Annotated in this window: 15 protein-coding genes; 7 read left to right on the top strand and 8 right to left on the bottom strand. The window is 59.9% G+C overall.

Annotated elements, in window-relative coordinates:
* Positions 1-57: 57 nt before the first annotated feature.
* Genes prmB through ACZ3HG_RS07400 form a run of 4 tightly spaced genes read left to right on the top strand, consistent with a single transcriptional unit; the run spans position 58 to position 3743 of the window.
* Complete coding sequence (gene prmB / locus ACZ3HG_RS07415) at positions 58-990, top strand: 50S ribosomal protein L3 N(5)-glutamine methyltransferase (RefSeq protein ID WP_465332513.1); 933 nt, start codon at positions 58-60, stop codon at positions 988-990.
* Between the two features lie 27 nt (positions 991-1017).
* Positions 1018-2103 (top strand): chorismate synthase, encoded by a 1086-nt coding sequence (aroC, locus tag ACZ3HG_RS07410; protein WP_062743018.1) that lies wholly within the window; start codon positions 1018-1020, stop codon positions 2101-2103.
* 3 nt (positions 2104-2106) lie between these two features.
* Complete coding sequence (gene mepA, locus ACZ3HG_RS07405; RefSeq protein ID WP_465332594.1) at positions 2107-2931, top strand: penicillin-insensitive murein endopeptidase; 825 nt, start codon at positions 2107-2109, stop codon at positions 2929-2931.
* Between the two features lie 14 nt (positions 2932-2945).
* Positions 2946-3743 carry a sulfite exporter TauE/SafE family protein gene (locus ACZ3HG_RS07400; RefSeq protein WP_191933055.1) on the top strand — a complete coding sequence of 266 codons (798 nt, stop codon included), beginning with the start codon at positions 2946-2948 and terminating at the stop codon, positions 3741-3743.
* A 34-nt stretch (positions 3744-3777) separates the two neighbouring features.
* Here the strand turns inward: ACZ3HG_RS07400 and ACZ3HG_RS07395 are convergent, their stop codons facing one another.
* Positions 3778-4950 (bottom strand): Gfo/Idh/MocA family protein, encoded by a 1173-nt coding sequence (locus ACZ3HG_RS07395; protein ID WP_465332510.1) that lies wholly within the window; start codon positions 4948-4950, stop codon positions 3778-3780.
* Positions 4951-4960: 10 nt separating this feature from the next.
* A complete protein-coding gene (gene iolE, locus ACZ3HG_RS07390) occupies positions 4961-5854 on the bottom strand; it encodes a myo-inosose-2 dehydratase (protein ID WP_465332508.1) in 894 nt (297 codons plus the stop codon).
* Between the two features lie 153 nt (positions 5855-6007).
* Here iolE and ACZ3HG_RS07385 point away from each other — a divergent pair, with 153 nt between their 5' ends.
* Positions 6008-6823 (top strand): helix-turn-helix domain-containing protein, encoded by an 816-nt coding sequence (locus ACZ3HG_RS07385; protein ID WP_465332506.1) that lies wholly within the window; start codon positions 6008-6010, stop codon positions 6821-6823.
* On the opposite strand, the gene ACZ3HG_RS07380 is transcribed toward ACZ3HG_RS07385, so the two are convergent.
* Positions 6803-9382, bottom strand: coding sequence for a bifunctional diguanylate cyclase/phosphodiesterase (locus ACZ3HG_RS07380; RefSeq protein ID WP_465332504.1), 2580 nt, complete (start codon positions 9380-9382; stop codon positions 6803-6805). The genes ACZ3HG_RS07385 and ACZ3HG_RS07380 overlap by 21 nt on opposite strands.
* A 389-nt stretch (positions 9383-9771) precedes the next feature.
* On the opposite strand from ACZ3HG_RS07380, the gene ACZ3HG_RS07375 reads away from it, so the two are divergent.
* Complete coding sequence (locus ACZ3HG_RS07375; RefSeq protein WP_465332502.1) at positions 9772-10320, top strand: elongation factor P hydroxylase; 549 nt, start codon at positions 9772-9774, stop codon at positions 10318-10320.
* Between the two features lie 30 nt (positions 10321-10350).
* The gene (locus ACZ3HG_RS07370; protein ID WP_191933050.1) at positions 10351-10623 is read left to right on the top strand and encodes a YfcL family protein; all 273 of its coding nucleotides are present in this window, start codon (positions 10351-10353) and stop codon (positions 10621-10623) included.
* A 30-nt stretch (positions 10624-10653) separates the two neighbouring features.
* On the opposite strand, the gene ACZ3HG_RS07365 is transcribed toward ACZ3HG_RS07370, so the two are convergent.
* The 5 genes from ACZ3HG_RS07365 to ACZ3HG_RS07345 are packed head-to-tail and all read right to left on the bottom strand — an operon-like array spanning position 10654 to position 16191.
* Positions 10654-11616: an XdhC family protein gene (locus tag ACZ3HG_RS07365; RefSeq protein WP_194710586.1), complete on the bottom strand. Its 963-nt coding sequence runs from the start codon at positions 11614-11616 to the stop codon at positions 10654-10656.
* Complete coding sequence (locus tag ACZ3HG_RS07360; RefSeq protein ID WP_465332500.1) at positions 11613-12191, bottom strand: nucleotidyltransferase family protein; 579 nt, start codon at positions 12189-12191, stop codon at positions 11613-11615. The genes ACZ3HG_RS07365 and ACZ3HG_RS07360 overlap by 4 nt, the downstream gene beginning before the upstream one ends.
* Positions 12192-13487: a c-type cytochrome gene (locus tag ACZ3HG_RS07355; RefSeq protein ID WP_465332498.1), complete on the bottom strand. Its 1296-nt coding sequence runs from the start codon at positions 13485-13487 to the stop codon at positions 12192-12194. It abuts the gene before it with no gap.
* Positions 13484-15721 carry a xanthine dehydrogenase family protein molybdopterin-binding subunit gene (locus ACZ3HG_RS07350; RefSeq protein WP_465332496.1) on the bottom strand — a complete coding sequence of 746 codons (2238 nt, stop codon included), beginning with the start codon at positions 15719-15721 and terminating at the stop codon, positions 13484-13486. The genes ACZ3HG_RS07355 and ACZ3HG_RS07350 overlap by 4 nt, the downstream gene beginning before the upstream one ends.
* A complete protein-coding gene (locus tag ACZ3HG_RS07345; protein WP_191933046.1) occupies positions 15718-16191 on the bottom strand; it encodes a (2Fe-2S)-binding protein in 474 nt (157 codons plus the stop codon). The genes ACZ3HG_RS07350 and ACZ3HG_RS07345 overlap by 4 nt, the downstream gene beginning before the upstream one ends.
* Between the last annotated feature and the right edge of the window lie 97 nt (positions 16192-16288).

Genomic DNA, 16288 nt, shown 5'->3' with positions numbered 1-16288 from the left:
TCAAGCTTCGTGGCAAACTAGCGCCCGGGTTTAACAGAACGGCCTGCGGAGGGCACTTTGGACAAAATTTTCGTCGATGAAGCAGTCAATGAGCTGCACACTATTCAGGATATGTTGCGCTGGTCGGTCAGCCGCTTTTCTGCCGCTGATATCTGGTATGGCCACGGCACCGACAATCCCTGGGACGAAGCCGTTCAGCTGGTGCTCCCTACGCTCTATCTGCCGCTGGATATTCCGGAAGATATGCGCAACGCGCGCCTGACCTCCAGCGAGCGCCACCGTATTGTTGAGCGCGTGATCCGCCGCATTAATGAACGGATCCCGGTGGCCTACCTCACCAATAAAGCCTGGTTCTGCGGGCACGAATTTTATGTGGATGAGCGTGTGCTGGTGCCGCGTTCACCGATTGGTGAGCTGATTAACAGCCACTTTGACGGTATCATCAGTCAGGATCCCCAGCACATCCTCGATATGTGTACCGGCAGCGGCTGTATCGCCATCGCCTGTGCCTATGCCTTCCCGGATGCGGAAGTGGATGCCGTTGACATCTCTACCGACGCGCTGGCGGTGACCGAGCAGAACATTGGCGCACACGGTCTTGACCACCATGTGACGCCGATCCGCGCTGACCTGTTCCGCGAGCTGCCAAAGACCCAGTACGATCTGATTGTGACGAATCCGCCGTATGTGGACGCGGATGATATGGACGACCTGCCTAATGAATACCGCCACGAGCCGGAGCTGGGTCTTGCCGCAGGCAGCGATGGCCTGAAGCTGGTGCGCCGTATTCTGGCCTGTGCCCCGGACTATCTCAGCGACCAGGGCGTGCTGATTTGCGAAGTGGGTAACAGCATGGTGCATATGATCGACCAGTACCCGGATGTGCCTTTCACCTGGCTGGAGTTTGATAAAGGCGGGGATGGCGTGTTTATGCTGACTAAACAGCAAATTATCGACGCACAGCATCATTTTAAAATTTATAAAGACTGATGATCACTTTTAGCGAGGAAGTAAGTCATGGCGGGTAATACCATTGGACAAGTTTTTCGGGTCACAACGTTTGGCGAATCGCACGGCATCGCTCTGGGCTGCATCGTCGATGGCGTGCCGCCGGGCATCCCGCTGACCGAAGCTGATTTGCAGCACGATCTCGATCGCCGCCGTCCTGGCACTTCACGCTACACCACCCAGCGCCGCGAGCCGGACCAGGTGAAAATTCTGTCCGGGGTGTTTGAAGGGAAAACCACCGGCACCAGTATCGGCCTGCTGATTGAGAACACCGATCAGCGCTCGCAGGATTACGGCACGATCAAAGATCTCTATCGTCCGGGCCATGCGGACTACACCTACGATCAGAAATACGGCTTCCGCGACTATCGCGGCGGCGGACGTTCTTCTGCGCGTGAAACGGCAATGCGCGTGGCGGCCGGGGCGATTGCCAAAAAGTACCTGGAGATGAAGCACGGCATTATCGTGCGCGGCTATCTGGCACAGATTGGCGACGTTGCCTGCGAACTGAAAGACTGGGATCAGGTTGAACTGAACCCGTTCTTCTGCCCGGACCCGGACAAAATTGAAGCCCTGGACGAACTGATGCGTGCCCTGAAAAAAGAGGGGGACTCCATCGGTGCCAAAGTGACCGTAATGGCAGAAAACGTTCCGGCGGGCCTGGGTGAACCGGTCTTTGACCGTCTGGACGCTGACCTGGCGCACGCGCTGATGAGCATCAATGCGGTGAAAGGTATCGAAATTGGCGACGGCTTTGCCGTGGTCGGCCAGCGCGGCAGTGAACACCGGGATGAAATCCGTGCCAGCGGTTTCCAGAGCAACCACGCTGGCGGTATTCTGGGCGGTATCAGCAGCGGTCAGTGCATTATCGCTAACCTGGCGATGAAACCGACTTCCAGTATCACCGTACCGGGGAAAACGCTGACCCGCAGCGGTGAAGAAGTCGAGATGATCACTAAAGGCCGTCACGATCCGTGCGTGGGCATCCGTGCGGTGCCGATTGCCGAAGCGATGATGGCGATTGTGCTGATGGATCACCTGCTGCGCCACCGCGCGCAGAATGCTGATGTAGAAACCTCTTATCCGCGCTGGTAAATGATGAAAAAAACGCTGATGGCGCTGTGTGCGCTGCTGCTCTCTACGACCGGTCAGGCCGCCACGCCGTGGCAGACCATTCAACAGCCGGTAGCCGGCGTGCCACAGTCCATCGGAGCCTTTTCTAACGGCTGCATTATCGGCGCGCAGCCGCTGCCGCTGGAAGCCTCCGGTTACCAGGTCATGCGTACCGATCAGCGTCGCTACTATGGTCACCCTGATCTGATCGCCTTTATTCAGCGCCTCAGTACCCGCACCCGTCAGCTGGGGCTGGGGGAGGTGCTGGTCGGGGATATGGGCATGGCGGCAGGCGGGCGCTTCAGCAGCGGTCACGCCAGCCATCAGTCCGGTCTGGACGTCGATATCTGGCTTCAGCTACCGAAGCAGCGCTGGACACAGCAGATGCTGCTGAAGCCTCAGCCGCTCGACCTGGTGGCCGCCGACGGTAAAAACGTGGTGGCCCGCCACTGGCAGCCGGAAATCGACAGCCTGATCAAGCTGGCCGCGAAAGATGATGATGTGACACGCATCTTCGTTAACCCGGCGATCAAAAAGCAGCTGTGTGCCGATGCCGGAGCCGACCGTGACTGGTTACGTAAAGTGCGGCCGTGGTTCCAGCACCGTGCGCACATGCACGTGCGTCTGCGCTGCCCGGCGGGTAGCCTGGAGTGTCAGGATCAGCCCATCCCGCCGCCGGGCGATGGCTGCGGTGCCGAGCTGCAAAGCTGGTTCGCCCCGCCTAAACCGGGCAGTACACCGCCGGTGAAGCGTGAGCCACCGCCGTTACCGCCATCCTGCCAGGCTCTGCTGGATAACCACCGACTGTAAGGCGCTGAGAAAAAATGGAATGGGTAAACGTGGCTCCGTGGCTGCTTGGCGTACTGTTTCTGGTGGCCTTACTGGCAGGGTTTATTGATGCTATTGCGGGCGGCGGCGGCTTACTGACCGTGCCTGCGCTGCTGGCGGCCGGGCTTTCACCCGCGCAGGCGCTGGCGACCAACAAGCTGCAGTCCGTAGGAGGATCGTTTTCGGCCAGCCTGTACTTTATCCGCCGTAAGGCGGTGGATCTGCGCGAACAAAAGCTGAACATCGCGCTGACCTTTTTAGGTTCGATCAGTGGCGCGCTGCTGGTTCAGCACGTCAAGGGCGATATTTTGCGGCAGCTGCTGCCGCTGCTGGTGATCGCGATTGGCCTCTATTTTCTGCTGATGCCGAAGATTGGCGAAGAGGATCGCCAGCGCCGCCTGCACGGACTGCCGTTTGCGCTGGTGGCCGGGGGCTGCGTCGGCTTCTATGACGGATTCTTTGGTCCCGGTGCCGGCTCATTTTACGCGCTGGCGTTTGTCACCCTGTGCGGCTATAACCTGGCCAAATCCACCGCCCACGCCAAAGTACTGAACTTCACCTCTAACCTCGGTGGCCTGCTGCTGTTTATGCTGGGCGGGAAAGTGGTGTGGCTGGTGGGCCTGGTGATGCTGGCCGGTCAGGTATGCGGTGCCCGGCTGGGGGCACGTATGGTGCTGACCCGCGGACAGACGCTGATCCGCCCGATGATTGTCATCGTCTCGGCGGTGATGAGCGCCAAACTGCTGTACGACAGCCACGGCGCGGACATCGCCGCGTGGTTGCATCAGCTATAAGGGGCGAATCTGTTACTGTTCGCCCCTGCGCGGGTTAACCTCTACCCACAGCGATCCAGCGGCGCTGCTCCATCGAATCCTCAATTGCCTGCAGGATGCGCTGATTCTCCCAGCCAAAGTTGAAGTTTGGATAACAGTCGTCGTCCCGGCAGATGCCCTGCACCAGGTCATGCACCTCCAGCACTTTGACATCGAAATAACCCAGCCCGCCGCCGCCAAAATCAAAGCCAAAAAACGCCGAGTAGGAGGGGATCTGACTGCCGGCATACAGGGTTTTGAAACCACGATCGCGCTTATCGTCGTTAAAACGAAACACCTGCAGTTCATTGAAACGTTCACCGTCCATATACAGCGTGCCTTCCGTCCCGGAAACTTCCCAGTAGACGCCAAAAATTCGTCCGGCGGCAATGCGGGATGATTCAATAACCCCGGCGGCACCGCTGGTAAAGCTCATCAGACACTGCATCTGATCGTCATTTTCCACCTCACGGCGTTCAGCATTGGCTTCCACCTTGCTGGCGTAGCCGCTGTCCACGCCCGGCACTGGCCGGGTTTTCAGATGCGTCTGCCCGCTGGCGCAGACCTCAGACACGCCGCCCATCAGATACTGCGCCACTGACAGGGTATGCGCTCCCAGATCCCCCAGCGAGCCGGAACCTGCCAGTGCCTTTGAGCAGCGCCACGACCAGGGAAGCTCCGGGTCGTTATAAAAACCCTGGTCGAACGTGCCGCGAAAGCGCACCGGTGTGCCGATTTCACCACGTTCAATCAGCTGCTTTGCCAGCTGTGCGGCCGGGGTTTTGATGTTGTTAAAGGCCACCATGGTTTTGACGCCGGCCCGCTGTGCTGCCTGAGCCATTTCGCGCGCCTGAGGCTCGGTTACCGCCAGCGGTTTTTCGCAGTACACGTGTTTCCCGGCGGCAATCGCGGCCAGCGCCATCGGGTGATGAAGATGATTGGGAGAGGTGATGTCAATCACGTCAATATTCGGATCCTGTAACATCTCGCGCCAGTCGCCGTAAGCGTGCAGCGCACCGAAGCGCGTTGCCGCCTGCTCAGCCAGTGCCTGGTTCTGGTCGGCGATGGCGTAAAGCACTGGCGTTTTCGGCAGGTCCGGATAGAGCAGGGCGGCACGGCGAATGGCGTCAGCATGGGCCTGGCCCATAAAGCCGGAGCCGATCAGGCCAATATTCAGAGTGTCAGACATGGCAATTCTCCTACAGCGAAAAAAGAGCGTTGATGTGATGTAAAGCGCGGGTGACGGTGGGCACCGGCGGCGCTTGCCGTGGGTCCTGCTCGGCTTCGACGATCAGCCAGCCGCGATAGCCGCCGTGGCTGACAAAGTCCACTACGGGCTGATAATCGATGCTGCCGTCGCCGGGGACGGTGAACATGCCGCCGCGTACCCCCTGATTAAAACTCTCATCCTGTGCAAACACCTGATCCAGCCGCGCAGGGCGAATATCTTTCAGATGGATATGGCAGATGCGGCTGCCGAACTGCCGGATCAGCGCCCGCAGATCGCAGCCTGCGGCCACGGCGTGTCCGGTATCCAGTAACATACCGACGTCATCTGTCGTGGCGGTAAAGAAACGTTCAATCTCATCCTGGTGCTCAACCAGCATCATCAGATGATGGTGGTAGGCCAGCGTCAGGCCATATTCCTGATGCAGCGCCGAGGCAAACTGGCTGATACGCCGCGCGTAGGCATCGACGTCAATCCCGCTGAGTCCGGGGGAGTGAGAGAGGCCGAGATCCAGCGGCGTTTCGCCCGGCATCCCGCCGCACTCGCCGTATACCATCACCGAACAGCCCAGCGCCTGCAGCAGGCGGGCGTGGGCGGCAACGTTATGCAGTTCCTGCTGGACGCTGATGTCTGCCAGGGTGCCGGAAAACCAGCCGGAGGCCAGCGACAGGCCGGTTTCCTGTAGCAGTGGCGTGAGTTGCGACGGTTCGCGGGGAAACTTACGGCCCAGCTCAATCCCCTGATAGCCTGCGGCGGCCGCCTCCTGCATACACTGTAATGCGCTGACATCATCCCCCAGATCTTCCAGCACGTCGTTGGTCCAGGCGAGCGGACTGACGCCCAGACGCACGTTGGCATTGGCCATAATTTTCTCCTGTCTGAAATCAAAGTTTGAAGTGCGTCGCATAATCGCGCTCTGCGCGCAGTCCGGTGTTGCATTAGCCGCTATCCGGCTGAAGAGTGGAGAAAAGATAGCCTGTACGGGGGCGGGGGGTACATGACCAGAGTGCTGAAAAAAATGTCTGATATCACACTGACGGTGCCCGTCATTGAGGGGTACTTCGGTCTGTCGCGCTACGGGGCAGGGGACGTTTACGGGCCACGCATACAGCGCGGGATCCAGTTTATCGCCCTGCTGAGTGGTAGCGTCACCATTGAGACGGCGCAGCACTCCCTGCCGCTCCTGCCCGGTGCTCTGGCGCTGCTGCTGCCGGGGCAGCGTGAGCTGTTTCGTTTCGACCCGCTTATCCCCAGCGAACATATCTGGTGCCAGCTGGATTTTGCCGCACTGCCGGAGAATTTTAATCTTGAACTGGCACAACTGCCGCCTGTCATTGCTTTCGATCATCAGGTCGAGCAGCTGATGGAGCTGGGTATCAGTCTGACCTCACAGCCGGGAGGGGCCCCGCTTGCGCTGATCTCGCTGGCCGAAACCCTGCTCTATTACTACGCTTCACGCGGTATTCCGCCGCGCGATGAGGGGCGGAATACCATGCCCAAAGGGGTACGTGAAGCCTGCCGCTATATTGCGCTGCGCTATCAGCACCCGCTGGCGCTGGAGGATATTGCCGCACGCGCCCACTGCTCAGTGAACCATCTGATTGCCCTGTTCCGGCGGCACCTGCGTCAGACGCCCGCGCGTTACCTGCGTGACGTGCGCCTGCGCCATGCGGAACGCCTGCTGACGCGCAGTGCGCTGCCGGTGGCGCTGATCGCCGAGCAGTGCGGGTTTGTCTCGCCATTTCATTTTTCACGTCTGTTCAAAGAGCATTACGGCCTGGCACCGCTGGCATTTCGCCAGCAGGCGCTGGCGTCAGCTCCGCCAGAACGCTGAGTCTTTCAGCCGCTCAATGGCCACCGGCTGGCCAATGAAATAGCCCTGCAGGCTGTCACACTGCAACAGCGTTAACTGCTCCAGCTGGGACTGGGTTTCAACGCCCTCAGCGGTCACGTCCAGCGCGTAGGCCTTGCCAAGGCCCACCATATTTTCCACAATCTGGCGCGCGCGCGCGGAGTCTTCCATCGGAAAAATAAAGGACTTATCAAGTTTGATACCGTCAAAAGGAAACGTCCGCAGATAGCTCAGGGAGGAGAAGCCCGTTCCGAAATCATCAATCAGAAACTTCACCCCCAGCGCTTTGATCTTCAGCATAATCTGCTGGGTTTTAACCGGGTCCTGCAGCGTGACGTTTTCGGTGACTTCGATTTCCAGTCGCGAACTTTCCAGGCCTGTTTTTTCCAGCGCCTCTTTGATTCTGTTGTACAGGCCTTTATCCTGGAACTCCCCGGCGGAAAGGTTGACCGACACGGATAATCCCGGCAGATGGCAGCGGGTTTCAGCGCAGGCCGTCTCCAGTACCCAGTCGCTGAGCGCGTAAATCAGCCCGGTTTCTTCTGCCAGCGGGATAAACTGATCGGGCATCAGCAGGCCATGATGCGGGTGCTGCCACCTGACCAGTGCCTCGACCCCGGTGATGCGGCAGGATTTAGTGCTGTAACGCGGCTGGTAAACCAGGCGGAGCTGACCGCTGCGGATACCTTCGCGCAGCTCCTGCTCCATCTCGCGGCGCTGAACAATCTTTTCGCCCATATCGCGCTGGAAGAAGGCCCACTGGTTGCGCCCCTCATTTTTGGCTTTATACAGCGCAATGTCGGCATAGCGCAGCAGGTCTCCGGCGGCACGCGCATCCTGGGGGGCAAGCGCAATGCCCAGACTGGCCCCGATAAAGATTTCACTGCCGCCCACCAGGAAGGGGGCGTTAATGTCCTGAATGATCTGACGACACAGCTGTTCGATATCGTCGTTGTGCTTCACCTCGGGCAGAATAATAATAAACTCATCCCCGCCGTGACGGGTCACCATGCCGGACGCTTGCAGACAGCGGCGCAGGCGGGAGGAGACCTCATGCAGCACCGTATCGCCTGCGCTGTGCCCGTAGACATCGTTGACGGGTTTAAACCTGTCCAGGTCGACCATGATGATGGCGAGCTGACCGCCCCCGGTGGGTTCAGAATTGAGTTTCCCCTCAAGGAACTCCTTCATCTGCACGCGGTTGGGCAGGCCGGTGAGGTCGTCAAAATGCGACAGATAGCGCACCCGCTCCTGCGCTTTCACTTCCTGGGTCACGTCCGTAGCGGTACCGCGGAAACCGGTTTTCCCGCCGGGCAGTAACACGCGCTTGACGATCATATTGCAGTAGCGCTGATGCTGCTGCGCTGAAAGATAACGGCTGTTGGGCAGAGTGATGCGGCCACCGGACTGGCAAAGGTCGGCCAGGTGCGCCACAGCATTGCTGTCGTTAAGTAAAAATTCGCTCGCCGGACGCCCCATCCAGTCAGAGATGTGATAACCGGTGATGGCCGGAAAACGTTCGGAAATCCAGGTAAAGCGTAGGTTTTCATCCGCCTCCCAAATCCAGTCCGTGGTGGTTTCGGCCACGTCTCTGAACCGGCATTCGCTGCTGTGTAGTGCCTGCTGGCTCTGCTCCAGCAGGAAACGCGCTTCATCGCTCATCCGTGCCTTGCGCAGCGCATTCTTCATCAGCACAAAGGCGATGAACAGGGTGGCCAGCATCAGTAATACCAGTGCAGGAAGAAGACCCGTTAACAGGGCTTCGCCAGGATTATCGCTCTGCCACGCTATGCTGACCGGCCCACCGGCCGCGGGCAGGATCAGTCGGTTGCTGGCGGCCGGATCGGTGGGCACCTGCGGGCTGAGAATATGTGCGCCACGGATGCCGTACTCAAGGGCCATTTTATTCACCTTTTCAGGCGTGAGACGGTCGGCAAAGATCATTAACGACCGTGGGCCACTGTCGCTGATCACGCTGCTGTCCCCTCCGGGTGAAATCCAGGCGGCACTCAGCAGAGTGACCTGGCCTTCTGATACCACCAGGGTCGACACGGCTTTCTCTCCGCCAGTGGCAAGCATCGCCTTCAGGTGGGGGACCGGATCTGTTCCCAGCCAGCTTTCAACCAGCTGCAAATGCAGCTGTCCGTTAATGACGCTGTATCGGGTCTGTCCGTCCGGGGAGATGACAAAAATCCCCTCATAATGGAAGGTCTGGTACAGCGACGCGCCGAGGTTCTGATTGTCCCACGCCCATTCGGTATTGATGGTCAGATGCAGGTTTTCATAAGCCTCTCCCCAGTCAGCGTTGTCGAGGGTGTGCGAATGCATGATTTCCTGACGGTTTTCAATGGCCTTACCCATTAGTAAACGGAAATGCTCATCTTCGTGCGCATTCTGCCTGCCGGCGATAAAAAACAGCGCAATAATAGCGAGAATGAATAATGTGCCCAGCAAAAAAAGCATGGCAATCATTGGCTGTCTGACCAGCCCGCTCGCCTCCCGGTGTTGAATTATTCTTTTTATTGTCGATTTTTGCTTCATGGGCATTCGCCTGAAAGGGGCATCGGGTGGTTAACACGGCTTTCGTGTCAGTTGTGGCGTCTGGTAAACTGATCTAATCAGGTTTTACTGTGAAATAGTGTGCGGTGGCTCCGGGTGAATGAACTGATTTTTCGGCTCATTCAGGGATAAAATCGTCAAACCGGACGCCCGGTTTAACACTGGTCTATCGGCGCGAAAATGAAAAACTTGATGTCCGGCGTAATCTGGCCGGAACAAGGCCAGGGGTTCCTGTCCGTCTGCGGCCCCGGTTGGCGTCAGGCGCGCGCTGGCAGACCGGCGGCTTTCTCGGGCGAAAACAGTAATAGTTCTCGAAACCTGCCTGACAAAATGTCAAAATTGCGCGTTTTTTACTTTGACGACAGACAGCTATGAGCCAGCAACACCACTATCAGGACCTGATCGATATCTTCGATCGCTGTTTTATGAATGATTTTCAGACCCGCCTGATTAAAGGCGATGATGAACCGATCTATCTTCCTGCGGATGACACGTCACCGTGGAACCGGGTGGTGTTTGCGCACGGGTTCTACGCCAGTGGAATGCATGAAATCTCCCACTGGTGTATCGCCGGGGCCGAACGCCGCAAACGTGTGGATTTTGGCTACTGGTACTGTCCGGACGGGCGCGATGCGCAAACCCAGGGGCAGTTTGAGTCCGTCGAGGTGAAGCCGCAGGCGCTGGAGTGGTTATTCAGCGTGGCGGCGGGCTTTCCGTTCAATGTCAGTTGTGACAATCTGGAAGGTGATTGTGAACCCGATCGCATTGCGTTTCAGCGCAGGGTCCATGCCCAGGTGATGGCGTATCTTGAAAAAGGTATCCCCGACCGTCCGGCGCGTCTGATCGCTGAACTTCGCGCGTTTTATTCCACTCCACCGCTGACGTCAGCCCAGTTTCCGTGGCCGGAAGATCTGAGCTGAACGGGGAGCGTATAGATGACAGAGGTTTTTATGATCGATGAATTTGAGGCGCGTATTCTGGGCCTGATTGATGACATGGTCGAGCATGCCAGCGACGACGAACTGTTTGCCGGCGGCTATCTGCGCGGCCACCTGACCCTGGCCGTGGCCCAGATCGAACTGGCCGGTGAGCATACGCCGGAAGCGCTGCAGGTTCAGGTACAGGAAAGCCTGGAGAAAGCGATTCAGGCCGGGGAACTCTCGCCGCGTGACCAGGTGCTGGTCACCTCCATGTGGGACAAACTTTTTCTGCAGGCGCAGTAGATGGCGGTCTGAGCGCAGGCCTGCCGGCGCTCAGAGGCCATTTTTTACCCGCACAATATCCGCCACAATCGCCAGCGCAATCTCCGGCGGCGTTTTACTGCCGATGGCCATGCCGACCGGAGCGCTGATCCGCGCCAGCTGCTGCGGCGTCACCTCTCCCATTTCGGCCAGTCGTATCCGTCTGCGCTCACTGTTGCGCCGGGAGCCGAGCGCCCCGATATAAAAGGCCGGGGTCTGACAGGCTTCCGCCAGTGTCAGATCGTCTATCCGCGCATCGTGTGTCAGACTGAGCACCGCCGTGTGGGCAGGGCAACCGTTCAGTTCCAGATGGCGCGCGGGAAAGCGGCGAACCAGCGCCACCCCGGCATAGCGCTCAGGATGCCCGGCAAAGTCCGCAAGGTAGGATTCGCGGTGTTCGCAGACCACCACAGGAAAACCCAGCATACGCGCAAAATGAATGCAGTAATCGGCCACCGGTGACAGTCCGGCAATCAGCAGGGAGGCGGTGGCCGCCAGCGTCAGGCTGACGCCGTCTGCGGCAGGCAGCGCTGGCGTACCGGCGGGCCTCAGACGGGCAGGTTGTCCGTTGACCACCTGCTTTTCCAGTATCAGTTCACCGCGCAACGCCCGTAACATCTGTGTCAGGTACGCTACGCTGTCGGCCGAAGGTGGCAGGTATTCAATCAATACCGTCAGACTGCCGCCGCAGGGCAGGGCAATATCCGGCGTCAGGCCACCCGTACCATAGCGCACCTGCTGGCTGGGCTGGCGGTACTGACCTGCAGTCACTCGCTGCAAAAAATCCTGCTCAATGCAGCCGCCGGAGAGCGATCCGCACAGGCTTCCGTCCTCACTGACCGCCAGCAGTGAACCGGGCGCACGCGGGGCCGATCCCCAGGTTTGCAGTACGGTACACAGCCACAGAGGCTGTTGTCTGTCCAGCCACCGGCGCGCGCTTTCCAGCACTGTGATATCCAGCGAGTCCACCGTCATGTTTTCTGCATCCAGTCGTCAGGAACATCGACGTCGCGAACGCAGCCGGGATCGTTCACCTTCAACAGCAAAGGTGGCGCGCCCTGGAGAAGCCGGCGTGCGCCATCCTCGCCTTTCAGGGTGAGCAGGGCATCACAGACGTCCGCACTGAAGCCGACCGGATGACCGGGCTGCTGCTGCCACAGGGGGCGGACAATATCGGCAAAGGCCAGAGCCTGACAGACCCGCCTGACCGTACTCAGCTGCAGCCAGGGCATATCCGCCAGCATCACCAGCCACCCGGACCAGTGTGGGCAGGCCGCCACGCCGGCAGCAATCGAGTCCCCGAGGCAGCGGCTTTCCAGCAGGGTCGTGCTGCAGCGGTAGCGTTGCGCAATCTCGATCAACTGGCCATCTTCAGGACGCAGCAGCACATTCACCCGCTTACCGCACGCCGCCGTTGCTAACTGCAGGCTGTGTGCCAGCAGCGGCAGATTGCAGCACGCCGGATGCCTGACCAGCAGCTTATGCTGCCCGTTCTGCTCCCGGTAGCGGCGGCTGTGACCGGCCGCCATGACTAACACGCCGACGCCCATTTATTCTGCTCCCTGCGGCTGCTGGCGGATTTCGGCCACCTTCTGCTCGAGTTCGTTCCACGGCGTCTGACCGGCGAGATCGGTCCGCATCCAGTTCAACAGCGTGGCAATCTGCCGGTCGCTCAGCTGGTGGCGAAAGCCGGGCATGGTACCCAGGTCCTGGGTTGCCGGGTGGTCAATGCCGTCCAGCACGATACGGATCAGGTTTTCCGGTGAGTCAGTATACAGATTACTGTTGAGCACCAGCGACGGCCGTACGCCGGACAGATGCGGGCCTTTCTGCTGCGAGTGGCAGGCCATGCAGGAACCGGCGTACTGACGCGCTCCGGCAGAGTTCTGTTGGAATCCCCGCTGCTCGGCGTCTGAAATCAACGTGGCGGCCTGACCGGCAGCGGGTGCCTGGAAGCTCATCAGCCAGTGCGCCAGCGCCCGCAGATCGTCCTCCGACTGATGTGCCAGTCCGGACCCGATCACCGGCCCCATCGGGCCAGCCGCGACCCCGTGCTCAGGAGAGAACCCGCTGCGGAAATAGTGCTGAAACTGGGCTTCGTTCCAGTTCACCGGCGCGGGTGAGCGTGCGTTCAGGGCGGGAGCGACCCACCCCTCAGCGATCCCGCCGCTGAGGAAGGCATCTCCCTGTTTTTCAGCGGCGGCCAGATTGCGCGGCGAATGGCAGGCGCTGCAGTGGCCCAGCCCTTCCGCCAGATAGGCTCCCCGGTTCCACACGGCATCATGCTGCGGGTCAGGGGCGCGTTCGCCCGGGTGCAGAAACAGCCAGTTCCATGCCGCCATGCCCTGGCGGATATTAAAAGGAAAGGTCAGCCGGGTCTCCGGTACGCGGTCGCTGACGGCAGGCTGGCTCATCAGGAAGGCATAGAGATCCTGCAGGTCTTCATTACTGGTATGAGTGAAAGCGGTGTAAGGAAAGGCCGGATAGAGATAATTCCCCCGGCGGTCGATGCCGTAGCGCATGGCTCGTAAAAATGCCGGATAAGACCATCGGCCAATTCCGTTGTCGACATCCGGGGTTATATTGCTGGTATAGATGGTACCAAAGGGCGTGTCCATTGCCAGCCCTCCGCTGTTGGGCGCGCCGCCCGCCCGCGTGTGGCAGGCGCTGCAATCGCCCAGTGCCGCCAGCGTTTTACCCCGGGCGATGCTGGCCGCTGAAAAGTGTGTCGTTTGCGGCGGGTCGATGGGGGCGATCTCTGGCTGCAGGCTGAACAGGGCCGCGATGACGACAACCGCCAGCACAACAGTCCCTGAAACGCGTAGCCACTGGTTTCTTAGGGTCATACTTTACCTCCCTGTAAAGCGCGCAGGACGCGATCCGGTGTAAACGGCGGCGCGCGGAAGCGGATGCCGGTGGCATCAAACAGCGCATTGGCAATGGCCGCTGCGCCAGGCACGGAGGTGGACTCACCGGCCCCCATGGCGGGCTCTTCCGGGTAGTCGAGCAGGGCAATCTCCACCTCCGGCAGCTCATCAAAACGCAGTAGCGGATAGCTGCCCCACTCAAGAGAGGTGGTGCCGCTGGCGTCAAAGGTAACAAACTCTTTCAGCACCCGGCTGGCGCACTGAATGACATTGCCGTGTACCTGATGGCGGACCCCGGCCGGATTGACCATCTCCCCGCAGTCGTGGCAGACGTAAATCTTATCCAGCCTGATTTCGCCGGTCAGACGGTTAACGCTTAAATCACACACCCAGCCTGCCCAGGCGGCACCAAAACCCGGGAACTGGCTGTGGATGTAGCGTGCCCAGGCAAAACCGCGTCCGCACAGCCAGTCCCCTTTTTTCTGCGGCTGGTGATGCGGAGGGCCGCTCTGCCATTGAGCCATTTTTTTCAGATGGTTAATCAGGGTGATTGCCCGTGAGTCGTCCAGGTAATCCAGGCGCAGATCGATCGGATCGCGTCCGGCATGCCAGGCAACTTCATCTACCCAGCTTTCATGGGCGAAGACATTCGGCAGGGCAGAGACGCCGCGCATCCAGGATGCGCGCACCAGTGGGGCGGCATCCTCACAGATCATGCGCATATGCGGGAAGCGGTACAGCGGAATGGCGGTGCGATCCCCCATGGACTGCACCACCGGCTGATTAGCCACTTTCCCCGTCAGGATCAGCGGCAGGGTAGGGGCATTATTAGAGGGATAGCAGGTGCGGAGTGTATAGCAGGAGATGTTCATCATACGATCCAGTCCCCCCCTGACGCGGATGAGCTGGCCGGTGCCTTTCGGCTCCCAGGCCGCCTCCTGTTCGCGCATCAGCTGGACGCGCACGGGCTGCCCCGTGGCTCTGGACAGTAGCGCCGCGTCGGCAGCGACATCATCCGCGCAGTTTCGGCCATAGCAGCCGGAGGCTTCCATACGCTTCACATCGACGGCCGTCGCCTCCATCCCCAGCAGCAGCGCGATATCCTGCCGTAGATCGTGCGGGTTCTGCGTACCTGACCAGATCCTGGCCTGGCCGTCGCGGATATCGGCCACGGCGCAGGAAGGCCCGATGGAGGCGTGCAGCTGATAAGGCCAGACGTAGTCAGCATCCACCGTGATATGGCGCTTTTTCAGCGCGGCATCCGTACCCTGATCGTCACGCAGCACGCGCGGATGTTTTTCGCACTCAGCCAGCGTGTCATACAGCTGATCCAGGCCCAGCGCCGGCAGTCCGGCCCAGGGTTTCCAGCTGACTTTCAGGGCGTACATGGCGGCAATCGCCTGCTCCTCACGCAGGGCAACCACCCCAACAAAGTCATTCACCACCACCACGCGGACGATGCCCTTCAGGTGTGCAATCGAACTTTCATCGACTGCGATCAGGCTGTTTCCCAGCGGGGCGCTGCTGTCGGCACCGCCATAGGGCGGCCGCACTACCCGCCCGTGCAGCATACCGGGTACGCGCAGATCGTGAATCCAGGTCAGCTCACCGCTTACCTTGGCCGGAATATCCACCCGGGCGACTGAGGTGCCGACGTAGCGTCGTGCAGAGTAGAGCGGAACCGTCGTGTCCAGGGAAAGGTGTGTGTCTTTTTCCTGTGTCAGCTGGCCGTAGGCCAGGCGGCGTTCCGGCCGCAGACTGTCGATGACCCAGCCTGATCCGGTGCGCAGCTGGCTAACGGGAACGCTCATAATCTTCGCCGCGAGCTGCATCAGCTGCAGGCGCAGCTGGCTGGCCGCCTGACGCAGGGGCCGTGCCGACACCTGTAAGGTTGCGCTGGCAATAGTCGGGCCCTGATCCGGCGTCAGGGCCGTATCGCCAAGTATCATCGTCACGGCGCTGAAGGGAACATCCAGAGCATCGGCAACGTACTGAGCCAGCGAGGTCCGTACCCCGGTACCCAGGTCAACATGTCCGTTAAAGGCGGTTACCTGGCCGTCCACCGACAGCGCGATAAAGCTTGCTACCCGGTTGCCAGGGGGGACGGCTGAGGGTGTGGCTTCTGCCCGTGCGCTGCCCGGCAGCAGGGTGCTGATGCCGATAAAGCCTCCAGCCTGCAACAGGCGTCGGCGGGTGAGATGAAACAGGTTCATGGCTGATTCTCCCCGGCAATGAGCTCGCGCGCCTTCCGGGCCGCACGCAAAATTTCCAGGTGGGTGCCACACCGGCACAGGTTAAACGCCAGTTCATCTTTAATCTGCTGTTCGGAGGCCTGCGGGAGTCGCCGGAACAGGGAGACCAGCGTCATGATCATCCCGTTGGTGCAGTAGCCGCACTGGGCAGCCTGCTCATCAATAAACCCCTGCTGCACCGGGTGCAGCCGGTCTCCCTCTGCCAGCCCTTCCAGGGTGGTGACGCGTTTACCTGCGACCGTATGGGCAGGGACGCTGCAGGCGCGGGCGGCGATACCGTCGATGTGAATGGTACAGGCACCACATTCGCCGATGCCACAGCCATATTTGGGGCCGTTTAACTGAAAGTCATTACGTAAGATATAGAGAATGGGGGTATCTGAATGCGCATCATCAAGGATGACGTGCTGGCCGTTAAGCGTGAATTCCATAGTAAATCATCCATTGATGGCCCGTCCTTTCCGTGTCGCGTCTGCGGGGCCAGAGACAAAAATGCCCCTGAAGAGTTCAGGGGCACAGATGAAATAT

The sequence above is a fragment of the Erwinia sp. PME.40.26/001 genome (genome assembly GCF_055556675.1).
Note: the sequence above shows the minus strand (reverse complement) of the source record. Positions and strands in the feature narration are given on the sequence as shown.